This is a genomic window from Mesorhizobium sp. M5C.F.Cr.IN.023.01.1.1 (assembly GCF_003997585.1).
Lineage (GTDB): Bacteria > Pseudomonadota > Alphaproteobacteria > Rhizobiales > Rhizobiaceae > Mesorhizobium > Mesorhizobium wenxiniae.
Genome location: NZ_RZSU01000007.1, coordinates 78243 through 98935, shown reverse-complemented (window position 1 = coordinate 98935; position 20693 = coordinate 78243). Strand labels below are relative to the sequence as shown.

Here is a 20693-nt window from a genome sequence, read left to right as displayed (position 1 = left end):
CCGGCTGCCGATGAGCACGCCCCCTTCCTGCCCAAAGGCGAATTGTAACGGTCACATTTTTACAGTGGTGCGCGGCCTGGTTTTCCGTGCACCATGGCGATCTCATTCTGCAGGACCTCCCCATGACCACCCCTCCCGGCATCGCCGATATCCGCGCCGCAGCATTGCGATTGTCCGGCTTGATAGTCGAAACGCCGCTGATCGAATCGCCGGAGCTGAACAAGCGCTTCGGTGCCAGGATCCTGTTCAAGCCGGAGACGCTGCAGCGCACCGGCTCTTTCAAGTTCCGCGGCGCCTATAACAAACTGTCGTCGCTGAGCGACGAGGAGCGCAGCCGTGGTGTCGTCGCCTTTTCGTCGGGCAATCACGCGCAAGGCGTCGCCGCGTCGGCGGCGATGTTCGGCGTCAAGGCGGTCATCGCCATGCCCACCGATGCGCCGGCGATGAAGGTCGGTAAAGTCAGGAAAATGGGTGCGGAAGTGGTGCCGTTCGATCGTTTCCGCGATGACCGCATGACGGTGGTTCGCCCGTACGTGGAAAGGGGCATGATCCTGGTCCCGCCATTCGACGATCCCGCCATAATCGCCGGCCAGGGCACGATCGGCCTCGAACTGATGGCGCAGGCGAAAGCGCTCGGGGTGAGCCTCGACGCCGTCGTCATTCCCTGCGGCGGCGGCGGCTTGAGCAGCGGCATCTCCATTGCGGTCAAGGATGCCTCGCCGGGCACGGCCGTCTGGGCGGTGGAGCCCGAGCATTTCGACGACACCTGTCGCTCACTGGCCAAAGGTGCCCGAGTTTCGATCGAACCCGGCCACACTTCGATCTGCGACGCGCTCCTCACCACCGAGCCGGGCGCGATTACCTTCGAGATCAACCGCAGGAATCTCGCCGGCGGCATTGCCGTTTCCGACAGTGCCGCGGCACAGGCGATGCGCGACGCCATGGCCCATCTCAAGCTGGTGGTCGAGCCCGGCGGCAGCGTCGGGCTGGCCGCGCTGTCATCGGGCGAAATCGAGCTATCAGGCAAATGCGTCGCCGTGGTGCTGTCCGGCGGCAATGTCGATTTCAGCACCTATGCTGAGATCATGGCGGCGGCATAGGATGGCAGCGGTTCCGGCTTCGCTCCGATGCCAAGCATCATAGCGCTCCTGCGCGTCCAGTCGAACCGTTCAAGGACTGACATGCAATGAAGCTGTACTTCAGCCGCAATCCCAATCCCCGCCTCGCGGTCGCGGTAGCGCGCTATCTCAACGCGAAGATCGAGTTTGAATTCGCCTCCCCCTTCGCTCCCGGGCAGGCTGAGCGATATCGCCCGCTAAATCCAAATCTTTCACTGCCCATACTCGTAGGCTCGGGAAAAAGCCTCTGGGAGGCCGATGCCATAGCCTGCCGGCTTTCACGCGACGCGCATTCGGATCTCTGGCGCACCGGCGACGATGAACCCGAGATGATCCGATGGCTCAGTTGGGGTAAGGAGAACTTCGCGAGAGCTTGCGAAGTCGTGCATTTTGAACGCGGGACCAAACAGCGGTTTGGGCTCGGCCCGATTGATCAGCACCGGGTTGAAGAGGGGCTGAGAGACTTCCGCACGGCCGCTGCAACACTCGAGGCCGAGCTTTCCGAGCGAGAATGGCTGGTCGAAAATTCGGTTTCCTATGCCGACTTTCGAATGGCGACGTTTCTGCCCTTCAACGATGTCGCCAGATTGCCGCTCGACGATTATCCTTCTGTCAGCCGCTGGTATCGTCAGTTTGAAGAAATCGACGCTTGGCGCAATCCTTTCCAAGGCCTGGACGCGCCTGAATTGCCGCCGGTCCCGGCAAACCCGCATGAACCTCGATCCGAATGATCATGCCTATCGGCACAACCCAATGCGCTTTCAAACCGTGCTGCTCCACGCTACCCACTAAAGGCGAGACTCCGCCTTTTCTGTTGATCAAACCCCAAAACAACGCTAACTGGCTCCCGCGAGGGACCATGCTGACAGTTGGTGAAGTGGGAGCAATCCCGTTGTTTTCGGGTTTGCCGCCGGGCGAGCTCGAGCGACTGGCGCGGACAGCGGCTGACCTCCATCTCAGCCCCGGAGAGTTCGCGGTTCACGAGGGCGGAGAGGCCGCCCTGTTTGCGGTTCTCGCCGGCAGGATCGAAGTCGTAAAGACCTTCGACGGCGTCGAGCGGACGCTCGGCTGGCGGCTGCCGGGAACGATCTTCGGTGAGGTGCCGATTGCCCTGGGCTCCGGTTTTCCGGGCGGGTATCGCGCCACTGAGCCGTCCCGCGTCATGCGCCTCGAGGTTCAGCAATATTACTCCATCGCCGCGGTCTCAAAGGACGTGGCGCAAAAGCTCAGCGCGCTTGCCCGTGAGCGGATGGGCGGGCTGCAGAGCGTCACTGCCGAGCCGCAGAAGCCGCGCGTGACATTGGTCGGCCATCGCTGGGACACCGCGTGCGGTGATCTGCGCCGGTTTCTGGCCCGCAACCAGATCTCATTCTCCTGGCTGTTGCCCGACACATCCGATGCCGAGGCTTTCTGGTCTGCCCTGGGCAGGCCGGCTCTCGATGGTCCCGTTGCCCGGCTGGCGGACGGAGAGATCATGGAAAATCCCGCCGTACGCGATCTTGCCATGCGCCTCGGGCTGCAGACGCGCCCGCGCGGCGCCGAATACGATGTCGCGATCATTGGCGGCGGGCCGGCCGGCCTTGCCGCGGCGGTCTACGGCGCATCCGAGGGGCTGCGCACGATCGTCGTCGAGCGCGAGGCGCCCGGCGGACAGGCGGGGACATCGTCGCGGATCGAGAACTATCTCGGCTTTCCCAGCGGAATCTCCGGCGACGAACTGGCTAGCCGCGCGCTGCAGCAGGCGCGGCGGCTGGGCGCCGAAATCCTGGTCACCCGCTCCGTCGCCGGCATCGACCCGGCGACTCACCAGCTGTTTCTCGACGGTACGATGCCGTGCGGGCGCGCAGCCTCATTCTTGCGACAGGCGTGACATGGCGTCGTCTCGCCATCGACGGGTTCGACCGGCTTATTGGTAAGGGCGTCTATTATGGAGCCGCGCGCAGCGAGGCAAGCACCACCCATGGACTGGACGTCTTCCTGATCGGCGCCGGCAACTCGGCCGGCCAGGCAGCACTGCATTTTTCGGGCCATGCGCGCAGCGTGACACTGCTCGTGCGCGGCCCGGCGCTTGCAGACAGCATGTCCCACTACCTGATCGAGCAGCTCAGGGCGAAATCGAACGTAAAAGTCCAGCTTCGGTCCGAAGTCCAGGCCGTGCACGGTGAGACTCACCTGACGGCGATCGACATTCTCGACAAGTCCACCAACGAGGTGAGCCGGCACGATTGCGGCGGGCTGTTCGTTTTCATTGGCGCCAACGCAGAGACCGAGTGGCTGCCGGCCGACGTCGTGCGCGATGCCCGCGGCTACGTGCTGACCGGCGACGATGTGAAGAAGGCCGGCGGCTGGTCGCAGGAGCGCGACCCCTATCTGCTCGAGACCAGCGCGCCCGGCGTCTTTGCCTGCGGCGACGTACGACTGAGCCCGGTCAAGCGGGTTGCGTCAGCTGTCGGAGAGGGCAGCATGGCGATTGCGTTCGTCCACCAGTATCTGGCGAATGAAGACAAGGCCCACCGCAGCCGAACCTAGACAGGGCCGGCAAAGTCCGCTCATGCGCCCCGTGCTGGTAGCCGCCGAGCGATTCAAACGGCAAGGTCCACCCAGCTCGGCCATTGACGGCAGCCAGTCAGACTGAGTTTTGACCTTAGTCCAGCGTCCGGCGGAACCGCACCAGTGCCACACCGGCAAACAGCGCCACGAACACGACGAGCCAGCCGATCTCGGTTGCGACCGCCGGCAGTTCGGCGCCCTTCAGCATCACCGCGCGGATGATGCGCAGAAAATGCGTCAGCGGCAGGACCTCGCCGAAAACCTGGGCCCAGCCAGGCATGCCGCGATAGGGGAACATAAAACCGGATAGCATGATCGACGGCAGGAAGAAGAAAAAGGTGAGCTGCAGCGCCTGCATCTGCGTGCGGGCCATCGTCGAAATGGTGTAGCCGAGCAGCACCAGCGCCAGCACAAAGATCAGGACTGCCGTCAGCAGCAGCGATATTGACCCGGTGAACGGAATGGCAAACAAAAGCTTCGCCGCCGCCAGCACCACCACAACTTGCACGGCGCCGACCGCCAGATAGGGCAGCACCTTGCCCAGCATGATCTCGAGCGGGCTGGACGGCATCGCCAGAAGGTTTTCCATCGTGCCGCGCTCGGTCTCGCGTGTCAGCGCGATCGAGGTCATCATCACCATCGTCATCTGCAGGATGACGCCAAGCAGGCCGGGCACGATGTTGTATTGCGAGATGCCTTCCGGATTGTAGCGCCGGTGGACCACCACTTCGAGTTGGCCCCGGGCAGCCTCGGCGGCTGTCTGCTGCATGCCGCGTGCTCGGAGCAGCGCCTGGTTGGCGACGGTACCGAGCGTCGAGATGGCACCGCTGGCGACGGCCGGGTCGGTCGCGTCCGCTTCGATCAGAATCTGCGGCTGGTCGCCGCGCTCGACCCGCCGCGCAAAATCGGCGGGGATGGTGACGACGAAGGCGACGTCGCCACGCGCCATCAGGAATTCCGCCTCGGCGGCACTTTGCGCGACACGGTCGAACCTGTAATAGCCGGTGGTCTGCAGCGCCGAAACCATGGCCCGCGTGTAAGGATCGCTGCTCGTCGCCACCAAGGCTGCCGGGAGGCTCTTCGGATCGTTGTTGATGGCATAGCCAAACAGCACCAGCTGCATCAGCGGCACGCCCAGCATCATGGCGAAGGTGATGCGGTCGCGCCGCATCTGGATGAACTCCTTGGTCAGCAGCGCGCCGAGCCTGGCGAAGGAAAAGACGCTGTTTATCCCGTTTCTCATCCCATGTTGTCCTTCGAGCCGGACATGAACTGGATGAACACATCCTCCAGGCTGGTCTCGCCCGGCGTCACCGTGACGCCCTTGTGCTCTTTCTCGACATCGGCGAGCGCTGCCTGAAGCGTGTTCTTGTCGGAGCCGACAACGTGCAGCGTCGCACCGAACGGCGCCACCTGGTCGACGCCGGGGCGATCGCTGAGTGCGGCAGCAACCTGGTCAAGCCGCGGACCCTGCACGACGAAGGTCGTCAGCCCGGCATTCCTGACCACCTCGTCGACCGTGCCGGTGGCCAGCATCTTGCCGTAGGAGATGTAACTGATGCGGTGGCAGCGCTCGGCCTCGTCCATGTAATGCGTGGAGACAAGCACGGTCAGCCCCCCGCTGGCCAGCCGATGGATCTCGTCCCAGAATTCACGCCGCGCCTTCGGGTCGACGCCCGCCGTCGGCTCATCGAGCAACAGCAATCTGGGGTTGTGCATGATGCAGGCGGCCAGTGCCAGCCGCTGCTTCCAGCCACCGGACAGCGTGCCGGCCAACTGGTCCTTGCGCGAGGTGAGGCCAAGATCTTCCAGAGTCCTGCCGACATGCTCGTCGAGCGGCTTCAACCCATAGAGCCGCGCCACGAATTCAAGGTTCTCGGCGATGGTCAAATCCTCGTAGAACGAGAATTTCTGCGTCATGTAGCCGACTTCGCGCTTGATCCTCAGACTGTCGGTGCGAATATCGAAGCCGAGCACCGTGCCTTCGCCCTCGTCCGGCGTCAGCAGGCCGCACATGATGCGGATGGTCGTCGTCTTGCCCGAGCCGTTCGGGCCGAGGAAGCCGACGATCTCGCCTTCAGCCACCGTCATCGTCACATGGTCTACGACGGTCTTGTCACCAAAACGCTTGACCAAGCCATGGACATCGATGGCGTTCATTTGCCGATATCTCCCAGATCGACATCGACGATCTGCCCCGGTTGCAGCGCGCTGGCATCGCCCTCCGGCCGTGCCTCGACCAGATAGACCAGCTTCTGCCGGGTCTCGAGTGAGTAGATCACCGGTGGCGTGAATTCCGGATCCGGCGACACGTAGCTGACGCGAGCCTTCACGTCCGGCCCGCAGCCGTCGCAATGAACATTGAGCAGCGTGCCGACTTTCACCGACGAGAACGCACTTTCCGGCACATAGACGCTGAGCTTCACGGCGCCGTCCGGCAGTATCGAAATGACCGGCGCGGTCGGGCCGGCCGTGTCGCCCGGATTGCGGATCACGTCGCTGACGCGGCCGGGCGACGGCGCCGCCAGTACGCGCTTCGACAGCCGCCAGCGCGCTTGCTCCAGCGTCGATTGCGCCTGGCTGACCTGATTCTCGGCCGCCTTGATCGTTTCGGGCCGTGCCGGCAGGCCGCCGACGGCGAGATTGGCTTCCGCCTGGCCGACCTGCGCATTGGCTGTCTCCAGCGTGGCCGAGGCGGTGTCAAAATCGGCCTGCGTGCCGGTGCCGCGTTTGAACAGGTCGCTGGCGCGGGTGTATCTGCGTTTGGCGTCTGCGGCCTGCGCCTTGGCCATGTCGACCTGCGCCTTGAGCACCTCAATCTCTTCCGGCCGTTTGCCGACCTGCAGGTCGGCAAGTTGCGCCTGGGCCTGGGCAAGGGCCGCCTCGGCTTGCGCGACGGCTATTCTTGCGTCGGCGCTTTCCAGCGTCACCACCGGCGTGCCCGGCACGACGCGGTCGCCGCGCTTGACCGAAATCGTCTCCACCTGCGCCACCTCGATCGGCGCGAGCAGCACATAGTCGCCCTCGACATAGCCGACGGCGAGCGGCGCCGCCGGTGCGCAGGCGCTGAAAAGCAGGGCGGCGAGCGGCAGAGAGCAGAGGAAACTCATGACCTACGATCCTTCCGGGCGGCCAATATGGCCCCTAGGTTATCCGTCACCGCCGCCGCGATCTTGGTGGCCTCGGCGTCGCCGATCGCGCGCCAGCCCATGCGGCGCATCACCGCCTCGCGACCGATGCGGAAATAGACGACCTGGCCGATCAGCGTGAACACGGTGAGTCGGGTAGCCTCGCTTTCGGCCGGCTCGCCCGTCGCCTGCTCCCAAATCAGACAGAGCCGGCGATGCGTCGGCTCGAACACGCCGTCATAGATGCGGTCGAGTGCCGCCGTCGGATGCGAAAGTTCACGCAGGACGAACTGCACGATCTCACCGGCCTCCGGCCTTGCCACGATAAAGGCCACCATCCGCTCCAATGCGGTGAACAGTTGTGCCCGCGCCGCTTCGGGGTCGCCCGCTTCTGAATCGCTCGGCGCCTGCAGATTGCCGATCGCCTGGCCGGCAATGGTCTGGATGGTGTCGACGATATAATCGGCCGCTGCCGCGCGAAGCCCTTCCTTGCCGCCGAAATGGTAGGCGATCGAGCCGATATTGGCCTTGGCCTCAGCCGCGATCTCCCGCGTCGATGTGCCGTCGAAACCCTGGCGTCCGAACAGCTTCAGCGCCGCGCGGACAAGTGCCGCGCGCGTCATGTCGGCGGGAGATGCCTCGCGACGCAGGATTTTTGCGTTTGTTGGCTTACTCATAACGGACGATTTAATCAATCGAATGATTAAAGTCAATCCCACCTACGTCCATCTTGCCATCTCCAGCCGCACGCGCTTTAGTGCGAAGCCATGGTCAAGGAAATCGAGCGCAAGTTCCTGGTCTCCGGCGCGCAGTGGCGGGATCTGGTCGAGGCGGACATCCGCATTCGCCAGTTCTATCTCGCCGCCGCACCCGACCGCTCGGTCCGCGTGCGCATCAGCGATGGCGCCTCGGCAAAGCTGACGCTCAAATTCGGCAGCAAGGCCCGCGAACGCGACGAATTCGAATATCCGATCCCTCTGGCGGAGGCGGAACAGATGCTGGCCTTCGCCATCGGACGTGTCATCGAGAAGACACGCCACCATGTTAGGCATCGCGGCCATCTCTATGAAGTCGATGTCTTCGGCGGGATGCTTAGCGGTCTGGTGGTCGCCGAGCTTGAGACGCCGCAGGACGTGCAGGATGAAATGCTGCCAGATTGGCTCGGCCGCGAAGTCACCGGCGAGCACAGGTTCTACAACGCGTCGCTCGCCCTCGAGGGGATTCCGGAGATCGCCGCATGAGCTATCGCATCGATCCGCGCCTGCCGTTGACCGGCGAGGTCAGGCGCATCCTCGCTGAGGAGATCGGCAAGGCGCTCGTCCATCTGGACGCGGCGCATGACAGGCCGGAGCAGGCGCTGCACAAATGCCGCAAGCGGCTGAAGAACGTTCGTGCCTTGCTGCGCTTGGTCCGTTCCGGAGACGAAACATTCTGCCGGACCGAGAACCAGTGCTACCGCCAGGTGTCGGCTCTGCTGGCAGGCCCGCGCGAGGCAACCGCGCTGGTCGAGACCATCGACCGGCTGGCGGCAAGCTTTCCCGAACACGGTGCAGGCGGCGGTCTCGATGAGGTCCGCGACAGGCTTGTCGCCCGCCAGCAGGATTTGCATGGCGGCGCTGGCCTCGGCGCCGCGATAGGTGCAGCGATTGCCGCCTGCGAGGAGGGCATCGGCCGGATCGATGCGCTGGCCTTGCCCGACCAGCCCGAACAGGCCGCCGATGTGCTTGCCGAAGGCGCCCGCATCACTCTGCGTCGCGCCAGAAAGGCGCTGGACAAGGCTGGCTCCCGGGGTGAGGCCGACGATTTCCACGATCTGCGTAAGGCGGCAAAGACTCACGGCATGCATCTGTCGCTGCTCGGGAGGCTGTGGCCGACGCCGATCAAGGCCCGGCGCAAGGCGGTCGACGAACTCGGCGAAAAACTGGGCGAACTGCATGATGTGTTCGTCCTGCGTACGCTTCTCGAAGCCGACGACCGGCCGCTCGGCTCTCCTCAAGAAACGCGGCTCCTGAGCAAGCTGTTGAAGCGCTCGGAGAAAAGCCTGAAAAAGACTTGTCTCGCCGCGGCAGCCGATCTGTTCGGCGACAGCCCCAGGCGCTCGACAAGGAAACTCGCGCGCAAAGTGCGCGACGATCTGGCCGGTGCGCCGCACGAAGACGCCAGTGCGCCGGGCGCCGCAGGCTGACGCGGTCCTTGCGTCGGTGTCCGTCCCGACATCGTTGACAAATGAGGAGGAGGTTTAGACCTCTCCCGGGGCGGCTTTTTTCAGTTGCGCCCGCGCATCCCGGATCGAGGCGGCGTATGTCACCAGCGGCCGCTTGACGCCGTGGTTGATCAGCATGCGACGTGTCTGCGGCGAAGCGCCTGATATGATGAAGCGCACGCCGGCGCGCCTCGCCTTGTGCGCGGCGCCCTCGATGACGTTGGCAGCCGTCGAATCGAAGAACGGCACGGCCGAGCAGTCGAGGATGAAGTTCTTGCGCTGGTCGGCGATGCGGTCCAGCACGGTAGCGACAGTCGAGGCGGCGCCAAAGAAAAAGGCGCCCGAAATCCGGTAGACAACGGTGTCGGCGTCGCTCGCTTCGCTGGAATCGTATGCGTTGACGGAGCCGGTTCTGTCGGCGACATCGTCCTGCACCAGTCTCTGGTCCGGCTCAACCGCTATGCTCTTGGCCATGCGGTCGATGAACAGGATCGAGCCCAGGGCGAAGCCGACGACGATGCCTTCGGTGAGGTCGCGGAAGATGACAATCAGGAAGGTCGCCATCAGTACCAGCGCGTCGCCGCGCGAAGCGCGCAGCAACGTGGCAAAGGCCTGCTTCTCGAACATGTTCCAGCACACCACCGCCAGCACGCCGGCAAGGGCTGCCAGCGGGATGTAGCTGGCCAGCGGTGCCGCCACCAGCATCAGGGCAAGCAGGATGGCCGAGTGGATCATGCCCGATACCGGTCCATGCGCGCCGGCCCGCACATTGGTCGCCGTACGGGCGATGGTGCCGGTGGTGCAGATGCCGCCGAACAGGGCGGACGCGATGTTGGCAAAGCCCTGCGCCACGAGTTCGCAATTGGAGCGGTGCCGCCTTCCAGTCATGCCATCGGCGACAACCGCCGACAACAGCGATTCGATCGCGCCGAGCAGCGCAAAGGCTATGGCGTCCGGCAGGACGTCGATCGCCCTATCGAAGCTGATTGGCGGAAAGGCCGGCATTTGCAGGCTGCGCGGGATGCCGCCGAAGCGTGTACCGATCGTTTCGGCGGGCAGGGAAAACAGCGCTACGACGAGCGAAGCCAGACCTATGGCGATCAGCATGGCGGGCCATTTCGGCCGCCACCGCTTCATCAGGGCAATGGCGACGATAGTCAGTACGGCGACGAAGGTGGCGGCGACATTGATCGTGCCGGCCGCCTCGCCGATAGCCATCAGCTTCGGCACCAGCGGTCCAGGCTCTTTGCCGGCGAGCTTCAGCCCGAACAGCTCGACGATCTGGCCGGAAAAGATAATGATGGCGATGCCGGCGGTGAAGCCGACGGTCACCGGATAGGGAATGAACTTGATGTAGGTGCCAAGCCTGAGATAGCCGATGGCGAGCAGGAAGATGCCGGCCATCATCGTCGCCAGCAGCAACCCGTCGACACCGACCCGCGCCACCGTTGCCGCCACCAGCACGATGAAGGCGCCGGCCGGCCCGCCGATCTGGAAGCGGCTGCCGCCGAGCGCCGAGACGAGGAAGCCGCCGATGATGGAGGTGTAGAGCCCGCGCTCCGGCGTCACGCCCGACGCGATCGCGATCGCCATCGACAGCGGCAGCGCGACGATGGCCACGGTCAGTCCGGCGATGGCATCGGCCTTGAAATGCTCTGATGTGTAGCCCTCGCGCAGCACCGTCACCAGTTTCGGCGTGAACAGTTCGGAAAATGTTGGCCGCGCCGGTTGATGAATTGCCCGCCGATCCATGGACTGCCTTCCGCTCCTGATGCAGGTTGCTCAAAGTGGGGCAACGACATGCATAAAAACCAAGGCGGCGAGATCGTCGGCAGGACTGTCGGCGGTCGCCGTCGCGACTTTTATCGACTCAGCCTGGCGGGTTCTTCGGCACGATCGGCTTGAGGCGCACGCCCCTGCCGCCGCGCTCGCTGGCCTGGTTCTCGCCGATCAGTTCCACGCCGGCCTCATCGAGGGCCTGGATGACCTTCATCAGCGTGTCGACTACGCCCCTGACGACGCCGTCGCTCGCTTCCATGCGCTGGATGGTTGGAAGCGAAACCCCGGCGCGCTCGGCGAGCGTCTTCTGATCGATGCCGGCCAGCGCCCTTGCGGCGCGCATCTGCGCGGCAGTGATCATCGGCTAAAAACCCCCGTCTGAGTCTCCAGCCCATGTATAATATCATCATTGTGATGGTTCAAGCATCACGATGCACATGTCAGACATGCGCGCCATACCATTTTGCGTCCTGCAGAGCCTGCGCGCCAGCTAGGACAGCAGGCCCCAGCCGCTGCAACTTCGAGGAAAATTAGCGCAGCGTCGTTCTGAACGGCCGTTTCAGGCGCCGTCGGGCCGCCCGCGCCATCGCTGTAACGCCCATGCGGCCAGCCAGCACAGCATCGCCCAGGCGAAGCCGGCGCACCACCCGGCCAGCACGTCGGATGGCCAATGAACGCCGAGATAGACGCGGCTGATGCCGACCAGCAGGGTCGTCAGCACCGCCAGTGCCAGCACATAGATCTTGGTCGTTCGCCCAGGCAGGAAGCGCGACGCCATGCTGCCCAGCGTCAAATATGTCACCGCCGACAGCATCGCGTGGCCGCTCGGAAACGAAAGCGATGCCACGTCGGCGAGATGCGAGACCAGATCGGGGCGCGGCCGGTCGATTCCGAGCTTCAGCGTACTCGACAGGGCCTGCCCGCCCGCCACCGCGACGAGGACGAGAAACGCCGGTCCCGGCCTGTGGATCAGCAGCAGATAGACGATCACGGCGGCCGTGATCAGCACGAGCACGCTGGCGCTGCCGAGGCTGGTGATGTCGCGCATCGCCCCTTCCAGCCATAGCGGTCCGATCGGATTGTCGGGCTGGCCCGCTTCACGGAAGGCGAGCAGGATTTCCGTATCGAAGGCGTGCGGCGTGGTGTCTCGCGCCACCTCCATCAGTTCCTCGAATCCCCAAAGTCCGCCGGCGAGGACCAGTCCGGCCAGCAGCACCGGGAATTCGAGCCAGTTGAACAGCTTGCTTGCGGTATTCTTCATCGGCCCTCGCAGTTACGGCCTTTGCAGATAGGGACCGAGCGTGATCAGCGCCACCGCTGCGACGGCGAGCACGATGCCAGTGCCCTGCAACGCATTGACGCGCTCGCCGAAGAACACCAGTGCCACCACGTTCACCGATACCAGCTGGATCACCGCCGACAGGCTGAACGACACCGACATGCCGAATTCACGGATCAGCCTCAGCATGATCAGATTGCCCGCCGAATAGAGCGCCAGCGTCAGAACGATCTTGCCGAGGCTCGGCGCCAGTCCCCATTGCTTGGCCGCCGTCGCCGCCAGCAGGAAGATCACCGTCGAAATGCCGAGCTGCCCCAGTCCCCAGAAACTCACTTTTTTCCCTCTCGACGCGGTCCTTCCACGCTTGCCGCAGATGTTGTTTCCGAAGCTCGGGTCGCGGTCAAGCGAGGCTGATCATGGACACGAAATCGGGGCTGGAAATTGGCCGGCAATGTCATCAAACTGTGATCTGCCGGCGATACGCGGTCAGTCAAGCAGCACGCTCAAGCCATCCCAAAGAAAGCCAGAGGGCAAGCCCATGACAGAACATCGCTCCCCAAACGCCCATTTCCGCACCAGCCTGCTCGAGGAAAACGGTGGGCCGGGAGCCAATCCCACCGACAACCAGACGATGGGCGAGATCATCGCCGCGCGGTTCTCGCGCCGTGGTTTCCTGCAGGGATCGCTCGCGGCAACCGCCATCGCCGCCACCGTCAGCCCGCTGGCGCTGATCCTCGCCGACGATGCCCGCGCCGCCGGCGGCTCGGCCTTCAGCTTCGACGAGGTCGAGGCAGGCGTGGACGACAAGCATCATGTCGCCGCCGGCTATGACGCCGACGTGCTGTTGCGCTGGGGCGATCCGCTGTTTGCCGATTCGCCGGAATTCGATCCAACAAAACAGTCGGGGCAGGCCCAGGAAAGACAGTTCGGCTACAACAACGACTATGTCGGCTATATCCCGATCGACGGCTCGGCCGAGCATGGTCTGCTGGTGGTCAACCACGAATACACCAATCCGCATCTGATGTTCCCGGGCCTCGTCACCATCGTCGAGGGCGAGGCCAAGCAAGCGCCGCTGAGCAAGGAACAGGTCGATATCGAGATGGCCGCGCATGGCGGCACCATCGTCGAGATCCGCAAGGTATCAGGCAAATGGCAGGTGGTGCGCGACGGCAAGCTCAACCGCCGCATCACCTCGAATACCGAGATGGCACTGTCCGGCCCCGTCGCCGGCCACGACCGCGTCAAGACAAGTGCCGATCCGACCGGCACAAAGGTCTTCGGCACCGTCAACAACTGTGCCGGCGGCGTCACGCCCTGGGGCACCTACGTCATGGCCGAGGAAAACATACACGGCTATTTCTCGGGCGAGCTGCCAGAAGGCCACAAGGAGGCCGCCAACTACAAGCGCCTGGGGATTCCCGAAGGCGCCTATGAATGGGGTGCGCATTACGACCGCTTCGACATCGGCAAGGAGCCGAACGAGCCTAATCGCTTCGGCTGGATCGTTGAGGTCGACGTCAACGATCCGACCTCGGTGCCACGGAAGCGCACTGCCATGGGCCGCTTCAAGCATGAGGGTGCTGAATCGATCGTCGCCAAGGATGGCCGTGTCGTCTTCTATCTCGGCGACGACGAGCGCTTCGACTATGTCTATAAATTCGTCACGGCCGACAAGTTCAACGCCGAGGACCGCGCCGCCAACATGAATCTTCTCGACGACGGCACGCTCTACGTCGCCAAATTCGCCGAGGACGGGTCGATCGAATGGCTGCCCATCGTCTTCGGCCAGGGGCCGCTGACGGCGGAGAACGGCTTTGCCAGCCAAGCCGACGTGCTCATCGAGACGCGCCGTGCCGCCGACCTGCTCGGCGCCACCAAGATGGACCGCCCCGAGGACATCCAGCCCAATCCGACGACCGGCAAGGTCTACGTCATGCTGACCAACAATTCGAAGCGCAAAACGGACCAGGTCGACGCCGCCAATCCGCGCGCCGAAAACGCCTTCGGCCACATTATCGAGATCGTCGAGGACGGTGGCGATTTCACTGCCGCCAAGGGCAAGTGGGAAGTGCTGTTGAAGTGCGGCGATCCCTCAGTGGCCGAAGTCGGCGCCACCTTCTCGACCGCAACGACCGCCAATGGGTGGTTCGGCATGCCGGATAATTGCGCCATCGATTCGGCCGGCCGGCTCTGGGTCGCCACCGACGGCCAGGGTCCGAAGGCCACCGGCCGCACCGATGGCCTGTGGGCGGTCGACACCGAAGGCGAGGCGCGGGCGACATCAAAGCTGTTCTTCCGCGTGCCGATCGGCGCCGAAATGTGCGGCCCGCTATTCACGCCCGACGACCAGACCGCCTTCGTCGCGGTTCAGCATCCGGCCGATGGCGGCGAAGACTGGGAGGCTTTTGGCCGTCCCTCTTACTACGAGGACCCGTCGACCCGCTGGCCTGACTTCAAGCCCGATATGCCGGTGCGGCCGTCGGTCGTCGCCATCACCAAACAGGGCGGCGGCAAGATCGCGGTCTGACCCAGGGCTTTGCGGCCTCAGAGGGGGATTTCGCTGATACGAAATCCCTTCTCTCCCTTAAAAGGTGTTTGAGAAAAGGGGAGAGGGCCCACATCATCGTCGAGATCGTCAAACGCGATCCGGCCACCAAACACGCTCTCGGCAATTATCCATCGCGTTGAACCACGGCCATATTCATCGTGCTTCTCAATCTGAAGCCAATGGATTCGTACAAGCCTATGGCCGCTGCGTTGCTGGCATAGGCGTGAAGGTATGGTATTTCGCCGCGCGCCATGATCTGGCTTGCCACGAACAGGGACAGCAGCCTGCCTAGGCCGCCGCCGCGAAACTCCGGATGTGAGCACACCCCGCTAAGCTCGGTGTAGCCGGGCTGCTTCATGCGTTCGCCGGCCATCGCCACCAGTCTGCCTCCGATTCTCACACCCCAGAAATCGCCAAGGTTCAAAGCCTCGAGCGTGAATGGCCCGGGCTTGGTGATCGACGCCAAGGCGAGCATCTCGGCGGCATCGTCGCGCGTCATGCGTTGCACGCGCTCGTCGGACACGATCTGCAATGGCGGCTCGGCAATCATCTGGACCAGGGCAGCAGTGGAAATCACAGAAAACCTCGCCGGCAGGGCAATGGCGTCCGCCTGAACCAGGATGGCGCTCTCATACGGTGGAATAAGCCTGCCGAGCGCTTGCAGGCTTTCCGGGTCATCGGCGGCGGTGGCTGCAAAAGAAACAATTGACGGCCGGTATCGCTTGGCAAGGTTGTCACCTTGCGCGAAGGCCTGATGTCGTGTCGCGAGCGCGTTCCAGATCGGGCGGTCGAGGACATGTTTCATTGCACGGAACCCACGGCCCTTCCTGCACGACGGTGGAGGGGAGCCGCAGCGAGGCCGTCCTCGATTGCGGCCAGTTGATCGAGAAGCGGCCCCGAAAGGTCTACGCACAAATCCGCGACGGCCTTCTCGATACGTGGCCAGACGTCGCGCTTCGCAACATCGACCAGCCGTCGACCATTCCGCGTGAGGGCGACAATCCTGCGCCTTTGGTCATTGTTCGACGGGCTGACTTCGACCAATCCCAGCTCGGCCAGAAGAGCCACGCTTCGTGTGACGCCCGGCTGCGCAATCCCAAGAGCCTGGGCCAGTTCACCGACGGGCAGGGGCCCCAGCCTGTCGAGCGCGGCTAGGAGTGGATACTGGCTCGATTGAACCGGGACATCCAGGCGATCGAGAACTCGCTGCGTATCCGCCTGCAATTGCTCGCCTATACGCTTGAACCTGCTGCCCAGGCACAGGAAACCAAGAGACCGTATGACGTCTTCCATAATCAACTCGTCCCTACTTAATCTATAACATAATATATAACATTGCATAGAAAGTCAAAGCGCGCGACCCATGAGGGGCGATCCATGAGGCGCGGCCCGATCCGGCTGATGACTTCGGGATGGAGGCCGCTGCCATGAGCCGCCATTTGGCGGAGATTTCCCTTCAGTCGGCGCCGATTGCATTCTATATGGCGCTTGCGCGATATGATCGGTAATCGATCACGCCAAGGCGACTGATTCGAGGCCATGGGCTGGCCTCCATGCTGGGATTGCTCCGCCTGGTCAAGGCGATTTGAGGCAGCCGCACAGTCAATTACCTTCGGCACCGCACTGCATGGCAAATCGGACACTGTTTGCAGGGTCTCGGTTCCTAGCCCCCGCGGAGCGGGAGAGGTGGCCCGACGAAGTCGGGACGGGAGGGGTCGAAATTCGCGAAGGCCGATCAGTTCCGCAGCCGGTAGCCGGTCCTGAATATCCACGCGACGATCGCTATGCAGATAAGCAGGAAAACCACGGTCATGCCGAGGCTGATGCCGATCGAGACGTCGGACTTGCCGTAGAAACTCCAGCGAAAACCGCTGACCAGATAGAGGACGGGGTTGAACAGCGTCACCGTGCGCCAGATGCCGGGCAGCATGTCGATCGAATAGAAGCTGCCGCCAAGGAAGGTCAGCGGCGTGATGATCAGCAGCGGCACCAGCTGCAATTGCTCGAAGCTTCTCGCCCAGATGCCGATGATGAAACCGAACAGGCTGAAGGTCACCGACGTCAGCACCAGGAAGGAGAGCATCCAGAACGGATGCTCGATAGTCAGCGGCACGAACAGCGACGCGGTCCCCAGGATGATCAGGCCGAGTATGATCGACTTGGTCGCCGCACCCCCGACATAGGCAATGATGATCTCCAGATAGGACACCGGCGCCGACAGCAGCTCGTAGATCGAGCCGACGAATTTCGGGAAGTAGATGGCGAAGGAGGCGTTGGAGATCGACTGCGTCAGCAGCGACAGCATGATCAGCCCCGGCACGATGAAGGCGCCGTAGCTGATGCCGTCGATCTCGGTGATGCGCGAGCCGATGGCCGAGCCGAAGACGACGAAATAGAGCGATGTCGAGATGACCGGCGAGACGATGCTCTGCAGCACGGTCCGAAAGGCGCGCGCCATCTCCATCTTGTAGATCGCCCAGACTGCTCGCAGGTTCATGCGTCCTTCCTCACCAGATTGACGAAGATCTCTTCGAGCGAGCTGTTTTGCGTGTCGATATCGCGGAACTGGATGCCGGCCGTCTCAAGGTCGCGGAGCAGCGAGGCGACGCCCGGCCTTTCGCTCTGGTTGTCATAGGTGTACGTCAGTCGATCACCGCCCGGCGAAAGCTCCAGCGCGTAGCGCGAAAGCGACTCGGGTAGGGTGGCGAGCGGACCGCGCAGTTCCAGCAACAGCCTTTTGCGGCCGAGCGTGCGCATCAGTTCGGCCTTGCCCTCGACCAGCACGATCTCACCTCTATTGATGACGCCGACGCGGTCGGCCATCGCCTCGGCCTCCTCGATATAGTGCGTGGTCAGGATGATGGTGACGCCATCCTCGCGCAGCCGGCGCACCATCGCCCACATATCCTGACGCAGCTCGACGTCAACGCCGGCTGTCGGCTCGTCGAGGAACAGCACTCTCGGTTCGTGCGACAACGCCTTGGCGATCATCAGCCGCCGCTTCATGCCGCCCGATAGCGTGATCGCCTTGGCGTCCTTCTTGTCCCACAACGACAGGTCGCGCAGCACTTTCTCGACGAAGGCATGGTTGGCCGGCTTGCCGAACAGGCCGCGGCTGTAGTTGACCGTCGCCCACACGCTCTCGAACGCGTCGATGGTCAGTTCCTGCGGCACCAGCCCGATCAGGCTGCGCGCGGTGCGATAATCCCGGCTGATGTCGTGGCCGTCCACGCTGACCGTGCCCGACGAGCGGTTGACGATACCGCAGACGATCGAGATCAGTGTCGTCTTGCCGGCGCCATTAGGCCCGAGCAGCGCAAAGATCTCGCCGCGCTCGATATCGAGGTTGATCTCCTTCAGCGCCTTGAAACCGGTGGCGTAGGTCTTGGTGACCCCGGAAATGGAAATAATGGATGGCATGGCTGAAAAACGGCTGCTTGAAAGGAGAACTGTTGATTTTAGTCCGCTGAATGTCGGTGCGCGCTGCCGGAAGTCAATGGTACTCCTGACAGTTCTGGACAGTGGCGTGCGAAAAACGCATTCACCGCTGCCGCAGCCCTGCGGCGTTCCGCCTCGCGTGACGCCACGCCGCTTTGACCGTTTGGCGCATCCGGCCTATCTTCCCTGACATAGCAGCAGCCGGAGCCGCCATGGACCCGCTCATCCTTTCGCGCATCCAGTTCGGCGCGAACATCTCGTTCCATATCCTGTTTCCGGCTATCACCATCGCGCTTGGCTGGATGCTGCTGTTCTTCAAGCTTCGCTACAACGCCACAGGCGATACCGCCTGGATGCGCGCCTATTTCACCTGGGTGAAGGTGTTCGCGCTGTCCTTTGCCATGGGCGTGGTTTCGGGCGTCACCATGAGCTTCCAGTTCGGCACCAACTGGCCGGGTTACATGGAGACCGTCGGCAACATAGCCGGCCCGCTGCTCGCCTATGAGATACTCACCGCCTTCTTCCTCGAGGCAGCATTCCTCGGCATCATGCTGTTCGGCTTCCGCCGCGTCTCCAACCGCATCCACACGCTGGCAACCGTGCTGGTGGCCGGCGGCACCACCCTGTCGGCCTTCTGGATCATCGCGCTCAATTCCTGGATGCAGACGCCGGTCGGCTTTGAGATGCGCAACGGCGTAGCCCACGCTACCGACTGGTGGGCGATCGTGTTCAACCCGTCGATGCCCTACCGGCTCGTCCACATGCTGCTTGCCTCCGGCCTGACGGTTTCGTTCCTGATCGCTGGCCTGTCGGCGCTGCGCTATCTCTATGGCGACCGCTCGGAATCGATGTGGAAGGCCTTGCGCACCGGGGTCTTCACCGCGGCGATCCTGATCCCCATTCAGATCTTCGCCGGCGACCAGCATGGCCTCAACACGCTCGAGCATCAGCCGCAGAAGATCGCCGCCATGGAGGCCAACTGGAACACCGGCCCCAACGTGCCGCTGGTCCTTTTCGCGCTTCCCGACGAGGCGGCAAGGGAGAACAAATTCGAAGTCGCCATCCCCGATGGCGCCAGCCTCATCCTCAGGCACAGCGCCAGTGGCGTCGTGCCGGGGCTGAACGACTATGCCGGCAACCATCCCCCGGTCTTCCCGGTGTTCTGGGCTTTTCGCATCATGGTCGGCATCGGCGTCCTGATGCTCGTCGTCTCCTGGTCGGCCGCCTTTTTCCTCAAGCGCCGCCACAGCCTGCCAAAACCGCTGGCGCTGGTTATGGTGCCGATGGCGCTGTCCGGCTGGCTGGCGACGCTGGCCGGCTGGTACACCACCGAGATCGGCCGCCAGCCCTGGCTGGTCACCGGTGTGCTCAAGACCGTCGATGCGGTCGGCCCGGTCGCCGGCAGCCAGGTCGCGCTCTCGCTTGCGGTCTATCTCATCCTCTACGCGCTGCTTCTGATCGCCTATCTCGGCGTGCTGGTCTATCTGGCGCTGAAGGCGGCGAAGGACGGCGATACCTCGCCGCTGCCGGGCGTTCTCGACGCGCCGCTGTCGCAACCGGCGGCAAAATAGGGAGAACGGTGATGACCCTCGACTGGCCGACTTTGCTCCCCCTCATCTTCGCCAGCCTGATGGGCCTTGCCATCCTGATCTACGTCATCCTCGACGGCTTCGATCTCGGCATCGGCATCCTGTTCGCGGCCGCTGAAGACGCCGAGCAGGACACGATGATCGCGGCAATAGGCCCGTTCTGGGACGCCAACGAGACCTGGCTGGTGCTGGCCGTCGGCCTGCTGCTGGTCGCCTTCCCGCTGGCGCACGGCACCATCCTCACCGCGCTCTACATTCCGGTCTTCCTGCTCCTTGTCGGCCTGATCCTGCGCGGCGTTGCCTTCGATTTCCGTGCCAAGGTGCCGGCCGGCCGGAAGCATCGATGGAACCGCGTCTTCTTCCTGGGCTCGGTCATCGCCTCGCTGGCGCAGGGCTACATGCTGGGAATCTATGTGCTGGGCCTGGATGTCGGCCTCGGCGGCATGGCCTTCGGCGCTCTGGTGGCGCTCTGCCTTGCCGCCGCCTATGCGGCGATGGGCGCGGCCTGGGTCATCTACAAGACGGAAGGCGAATTGCAGAAGAAGGCGGTGCTATGGCTGCGCCGGGCGCTGGTGCTGACCGCGCTCGGCATGGTCGCCGTCTCGCTGGCCACGCCGCTCGCCAGTCCGCGCATCTTCGACAAATGGTTCGTCTGGCCCGCCATGCTCTATTTGTCGCCGCTGCCGATCCTGTCGGCGGTGCTGTTCGCCTGGCTGTGGCGGCAGACCTTTCACCTGCCTAAAGCGGACGACCGCCACGCGCTGACGCCGTTCTTGACACTGGCCGCCATCTTCACGCTGGGCTTTGCCGGGCTCGCCTGGTCGTTCTATCCCTTCGTCGTGCCCGACAGGCTGACCATCTGGCAGGCGGCGTCCGCGCCGGAAAGCCTCGCCATAATCCTGGCCGGGACGGTGGTCGTGCTGCCGGTCATCATTTTCTATTCGTTTTATGCCTACCGCGTGTTCGGCGGCAAGGCGACGGATTTGACCTACGACTGAGAGGCAACCGCCGCACTGCACAATATTTAGGCGGCCTGCCAGTCGAGCGGCATTGGGTCG

At 63.6% G+C, this 20693-nt stretch carries 22 protein-coding genes; 10 read left to right on the top strand and 12 right to left on the bottom strand.

Translation table 11 applies throughout. The annotated features are described in order from the left end of the window. The first annotated feature begins 122 nt into the window (after positions 1–122). The 4 genes from EOA78_RS05195 to EOA78_RS36880 all read left to right on the top strand — a co-directional run bounded on the left by EOA78_RS05195 (position 123) and on the right by EOA78_RS36880 (position 3647). On the top strand, positions 123–1100 hold the full coding sequence (locus EOA78_RS05195; RefSeq protein WP_127314178.1) for a threonine/serine dehydratase: 978 nt from the start codon (positions 123–125) through the stop codon (positions 1098–1100). Positions 1101–1186: 86 nt separating this feature from the next. Beyond that, entirely contained in the window at positions 1187–1849 is a 663-nt protein-coding gene (locus EOA78_RS05190; RefSeq protein WP_127314177.1) for a glutathione S-transferase family protein, read from the top strand. Positions 1850–1977: 128 nt separating this feature from the next. Next, positions 1978–2988, top strand: a complete 1011-nt coding sequence (locus EOA78_RS36885; protein ID WP_281034032.1) for a cyclic nucleotide-binding domain-containing thioredoxin-disulfide reductase — start codon at positions 1978–1980, stop codon at positions 2986–2988. Further along, positions 2952–3647 carry an NAD(P)/FAD-dependent oxidoreductase gene (locus tag EOA78_RS36880; protein WP_281034031.1) on the top strand — a complete coding sequence of 232 codons (696 nt, stop codon included), beginning with the start codon at positions 2952–2954 and terminating at the stop codon, positions 3645–3647. Before EOA78_RS36885 ends, EOA78_RS36880 begins: the two co-directional genes overlap by 37 nt. A gap of 115 nt (positions 3648–3762) precedes the next feature. Here the strand turns inward: EOA78_RS36880 and EOA78_RS05180 are convergent, their stop codons facing one another. From EOA78_RS05180 to EOA78_RS05165, 4 genes are read right to left on the bottom strand one after another with little or no spacing between them, the layout of a single operon-like run. Then, positions 3763–4899, bottom strand: coding sequence for an ABC transporter permease (locus tag EOA78_RS05180; RefSeq protein WP_127314198.1), 1137 nt, complete (start codon positions 4897–4899; stop codon positions 3763–3765). Between the two features lie 8 nt (positions 4900–4907). Then, the gene (locus tag EOA78_RS05175; RefSeq protein ID WP_127314176.1) at positions 4908–5828 is read right to left on the bottom strand and encodes an ABC transporter ATP-binding protein; all 921 of its coding nucleotides are present in this window, start codon (positions 5826–5828) and stop codon (positions 4908–4910) included. Next, positions 5825–6778 (bottom strand): HlyD family efflux transporter periplasmic adaptor subunit, encoded by a 954-nt coding sequence (locus EOA78_RS05170; protein WP_127314175.1) that lies wholly within the window; start codon positions 6776–6778, stop codon positions 5825–5827. Before EOA78_RS05170 ends, EOA78_RS05175 begins: the two co-directional genes overlap by 4 nt. After that, positions 6775–7473, bottom strand: a complete 699-nt coding sequence (locus EOA78_RS05165) for a CerR family C-terminal domain-containing protein (protein ID WP_127314174.1) — start codon at positions 7471–7473, stop codon at positions 6775–6777. Before EOA78_RS05165 ends, EOA78_RS05170 begins: the two co-directional genes overlap by 4 nt. A 90-nt stretch (positions 7474–7563) precedes the next feature. Between EOA78_RS05165 and EOA78_RS05160 the strand changes: the two genes are divergently transcribed. Both EOA78_RS05160 and EOA78_RS05155 read left to right on the top strand, forming a co-directional pair. Then, a complete protein-coding gene (locus tag EOA78_RS05160; protein ID WP_127314173.1) occupies positions 7564–8037 on the top strand; it encodes a CYTH domain-containing protein in 474 nt (157 codons plus the stop codon). Further along, the gene (locus EOA78_RS05155; RefSeq protein ID WP_127314172.1) at positions 8034–8981 is read left to right on the top strand and encodes a CHAD domain-containing protein; all 948 of its coding nucleotides are present in this window, start codon (positions 8034–8036) and stop codon (positions 8979–8981) included. Before EOA78_RS05160 ends, EOA78_RS05155 begins: the two co-directional genes overlap by 4 nt. 54 nt (positions 8982–9035) lie before the next feature. On the opposite strand, the gene EOA78_RS05150 is transcribed toward EOA78_RS05155, so the two are convergent. The 4 genes from EOA78_RS05150 to EOA78_RS05135 all read right to left on the bottom strand — a co-directional run bounded on the left by EOA78_RS05150 (position 9036) and on the right by EOA78_RS05135 (position 12390). After that, on the bottom strand, positions 9036–10751 hold the full coding sequence (locus EOA78_RS05150; RefSeq protein ID WP_127314171.1) for a SulP family inorganic anion transporter: 1716 nt from the start codon (positions 10749–10751) through the stop codon (positions 9036–9038). Between the two features lie 118 nt (positions 10752–10869). Further along, a complete protein-coding gene (locus EOA78_RS05145) occupies positions 10870–11139 on the bottom strand; it encodes a helix-turn-helix transcriptional regulator (RefSeq protein WP_029347895.1) in 270 nt (89 codons plus the stop codon). Positions 11140–11337: 198 nt separating this feature from the next. Further along, positions 11338–12039, bottom strand: a complete 702-nt coding sequence (locus EOA78_RS05140; protein ID WP_127314170.1) for a phosphatase PAP2 family protein — start codon at positions 12037–12039, stop codon at positions 11338–11340. Between the two features lie 12 nt (positions 12040–12051). Further along, the gene (locus EOA78_RS05135) at positions 12052–12390 is read right to left on the bottom strand and encodes a hypothetical protein (protein WP_127314169.1); all 339 of its coding nucleotides are present in this window, start codon (positions 12388–12390) and stop codon (positions 12052–12054) included. Positions 12391–12595: 205 nt separating this feature from the next. Here EOA78_RS05135 and EOA78_RS05130 point away from each other — a divergent pair, with 205 nt between their 5' ends. Next, positions 12596–14587, top strand: coding sequence for a PhoX family phosphatase (locus EOA78_RS05130; RefSeq protein WP_127314168.1), 1992 nt, complete (start codon positions 12596–12598; stop codon positions 14585–14587). Between the two features lie 145 nt (positions 14588–14732). Here the strand turns inward: EOA78_RS05130 and EOA78_RS05125 are convergent, their stop codons facing one another. From EOA78_RS05125 to EOA78_RS05110, 4 genes are all read right to left on the bottom strand, one after another. After that, positions 14733–15413, bottom strand: coding sequence for a GNAT family N-acetyltransferase (locus EOA78_RS05125; RefSeq protein ID WP_127314167.1), 681 nt, complete (start codon positions 15411–15413; stop codon positions 14733–14735). Continuing rightward, a complete protein-coding gene (locus tag EOA78_RS05120) occupies positions 15410–15901 on the bottom strand; it encodes a MarR family transcriptional regulator (RefSeq protein WP_127314166.1) in 492 nt (163 codons plus the stop codon). The genes EOA78_RS05125 and EOA78_RS05120 overlap by 4 nt, the downstream gene beginning before the upstream one ends. A 442-nt stretch (positions 15902–16343) precedes the next feature. Beyond that, positions 16344–17105: an ABC transporter permease gene (locus tag EOA78_RS05115; RefSeq protein WP_127314165.1), complete on the bottom strand. Its 762-nt coding sequence runs from the start codon at positions 17103–17105 to the stop codon at positions 16344–16346. Continuing rightward, positions 17102–18028 carry an ABC transporter ATP-binding protein gene (locus EOA78_RS05110; protein WP_127314164.1) on the bottom strand — a complete coding sequence of 309 codons (927 nt, stop codon included), beginning with the start codon at positions 18026–18028 and terminating at the stop codon, positions 17102–17104. Before EOA78_RS05110 ends, EOA78_RS05115 begins: the two co-directional genes overlap by 4 nt. On the opposite strand from EOA78_RS05110, the gene EOA78_RS05105 reads away from it, so the two are divergent. From EOA78_RS05105 to EOA78_RS05095, 3 genes are read left to right on the top strand one after another with little or no spacing between them, the layout of a single operon-like run. Further along, a complete protein-coding gene (locus EOA78_RS05105; RefSeq protein ID WP_127314163.1) occupies positions 18027–18236 on the top strand; it encodes a hypothetical protein in 210 nt (69 codons plus the stop codon). The two genes, EOA78_RS05110 and EOA78_RS05105, sit on opposite strands and share 2 nt — an antisense overlap. Before the next feature lie 22 nt (positions 18237–18258). Beyond that, positions 18259–19617 carry a cytochrome ubiquinol oxidase subunit I gene (locus EOA78_RS05100; RefSeq protein ID WP_127314162.1) on the top strand — a complete coding sequence of 453 codons (1359 nt, stop codon included), beginning with the start codon at positions 18259–18261 and terminating at the stop codon, positions 19615–19617. An 11-nt stretch (positions 19618–19628) separates the two neighbouring features. Further along, positions 19629–20633, top strand: coding sequence for a cytochrome d ubiquinol oxidase subunit II (locus tag EOA78_RS05095; RefSeq protein ID WP_127314161.1), 1005 nt, complete (start codon positions 19629–19631; stop codon positions 20631–20633). Positions 20634–20693: the final 60 nt, after the last annotated feature.

Excerpts from the sequence above, each read along its gene's own strand:
- EOA78_RS05195 (WP_127314178.1), top strand. The coding sequence starts at position 123 with ATGACCACCCCTCCCGGCATCGCCGATATCCGCGCCGCAGCATTGCGA.
- EOA78_RS05190 (WP_127314177.1), top strand. The coding sequence starts at position 1,187 with ATGAAGCTGTACTTCAGCCGCAATCCCAATCCCCGCCTCGCGGTCGCG.
- EOA78_RS36885 (WP_281034032.1), top strand. The coding sequence starts at position 1,978 with ATGCTGACAGTTGGTGAAGTGGGAGCAATCCCGTTGTTTTCGGGTTTG.
- EOA78_RS05175 (WP_127314176.1), bottom strand. The coding sequence starts at position 5,828 with ATGAACGCCATCGATGTCCATGGCTTGGTCAAGCGTTTTGGTGACAAG.
- EOA78_RS05170 (WP_127314175.1), bottom strand. The coding sequence starts at position 6,778 with ATGAGTTTCCTCTGCTCTCTGCCGCTCGCCGCCCTGCTTTTCAGCGCC.
- EOA78_RS05165 (WP_127314174.1), bottom strand. The coding sequence starts at position 7,473 with ATGAGTAAGCCAACAAACGCAAAAATCCTGCGTCGCGAGGCATCTCCC.
- EOA78_RS05160 (WP_127314173.1), top strand. The coding sequence starts at position 7,564 with ATGGTCAAGGAAATCGAGCGCAAGTTCCTGGTCTCCGGCGCGCAGTGG.
- EOA78_RS05155 (WP_127314172.1), top strand. The coding sequence starts at position 8,034 with ATGAGCTATCGCATCGATCCGCGCCTGCCGTTGACCGGCGAGGTCAGG.
- EOA78_RS05150 (WP_127314171.1), bottom strand. The coding sequence starts at position 10,751 with ATGGATCGGCGGGCAATTCATCAACCGGCGCGGCCAACATTTTCCGAA.
- EOA78_RS05145 (WP_029347895.1), bottom strand. The coding sequence starts at position 11,139 with ATGATCACTGCCGCGCAGATGCGCGCCGCAAGGGCGCTGGCCGGCATC.
- EOA78_RS05140 (WP_127314170.1), bottom strand. The coding sequence starts at position 12,039 with ATGAAGAATACCGCAAGCAAGCTGTTCAACTGGCTCGAATTCCCGGTG.
- EOA78_RS05130 (WP_127314168.1), top strand. The coding sequence starts at position 12,596 with ATGACAGAACATCGCTCCCCAAACGCCCATTTCCGCACCAGCCTGCTC.
- EOA78_RS05125 (WP_127314167.1), bottom strand. The coding sequence starts at position 15,413 with ATGAAACATGTCCTCGACCGCCCGATCTGGAACGCGCTCGCGACACGA.
- EOA78_RS05120 (WP_127314166.1), bottom strand. The coding sequence starts at position 15,901 with ATGGAAGACGTCATACGGTCTCTTGGTTTCCTGTGCCTGGGCAGCAGG.
- EOA78_RS05115 (WP_127314165.1), bottom strand. The coding sequence starts at position 17,105 with ATGAACCTGCGAGCAGTCTGGGCGATCTACAAGATGGAGATGGCGCGC.
- EOA78_RS05105 (WP_127314163.1), top strand. The coding sequence starts at position 18,027 with ATGGCTGAAAAACGGCTGCTTGAAAGGAGAACTGTTGATTTTAGTCCG.
- EOA78_RS05110 (WP_127314164.1), bottom strand. The coding sequence starts at position 18,028 with ATGCCATCCATTATTTCCATTTCCGGGGTCACCAAGACCTACGCCACC.
- EOA78_RS05100 (WP_127314162.1), top strand. The coding sequence starts at position 18,259 with ATGGACCCGCTCATCCTTTCGCGCATCCAGTTCGGCGCGAACATCTCG.
- EOA78_RS05095 (WP_127314161.1), top strand. The coding sequence starts at position 19,629 with ATGACCCTCGACTGGCCGACTTTGCTCCCCCTCATCTTCGCCAGCCTG.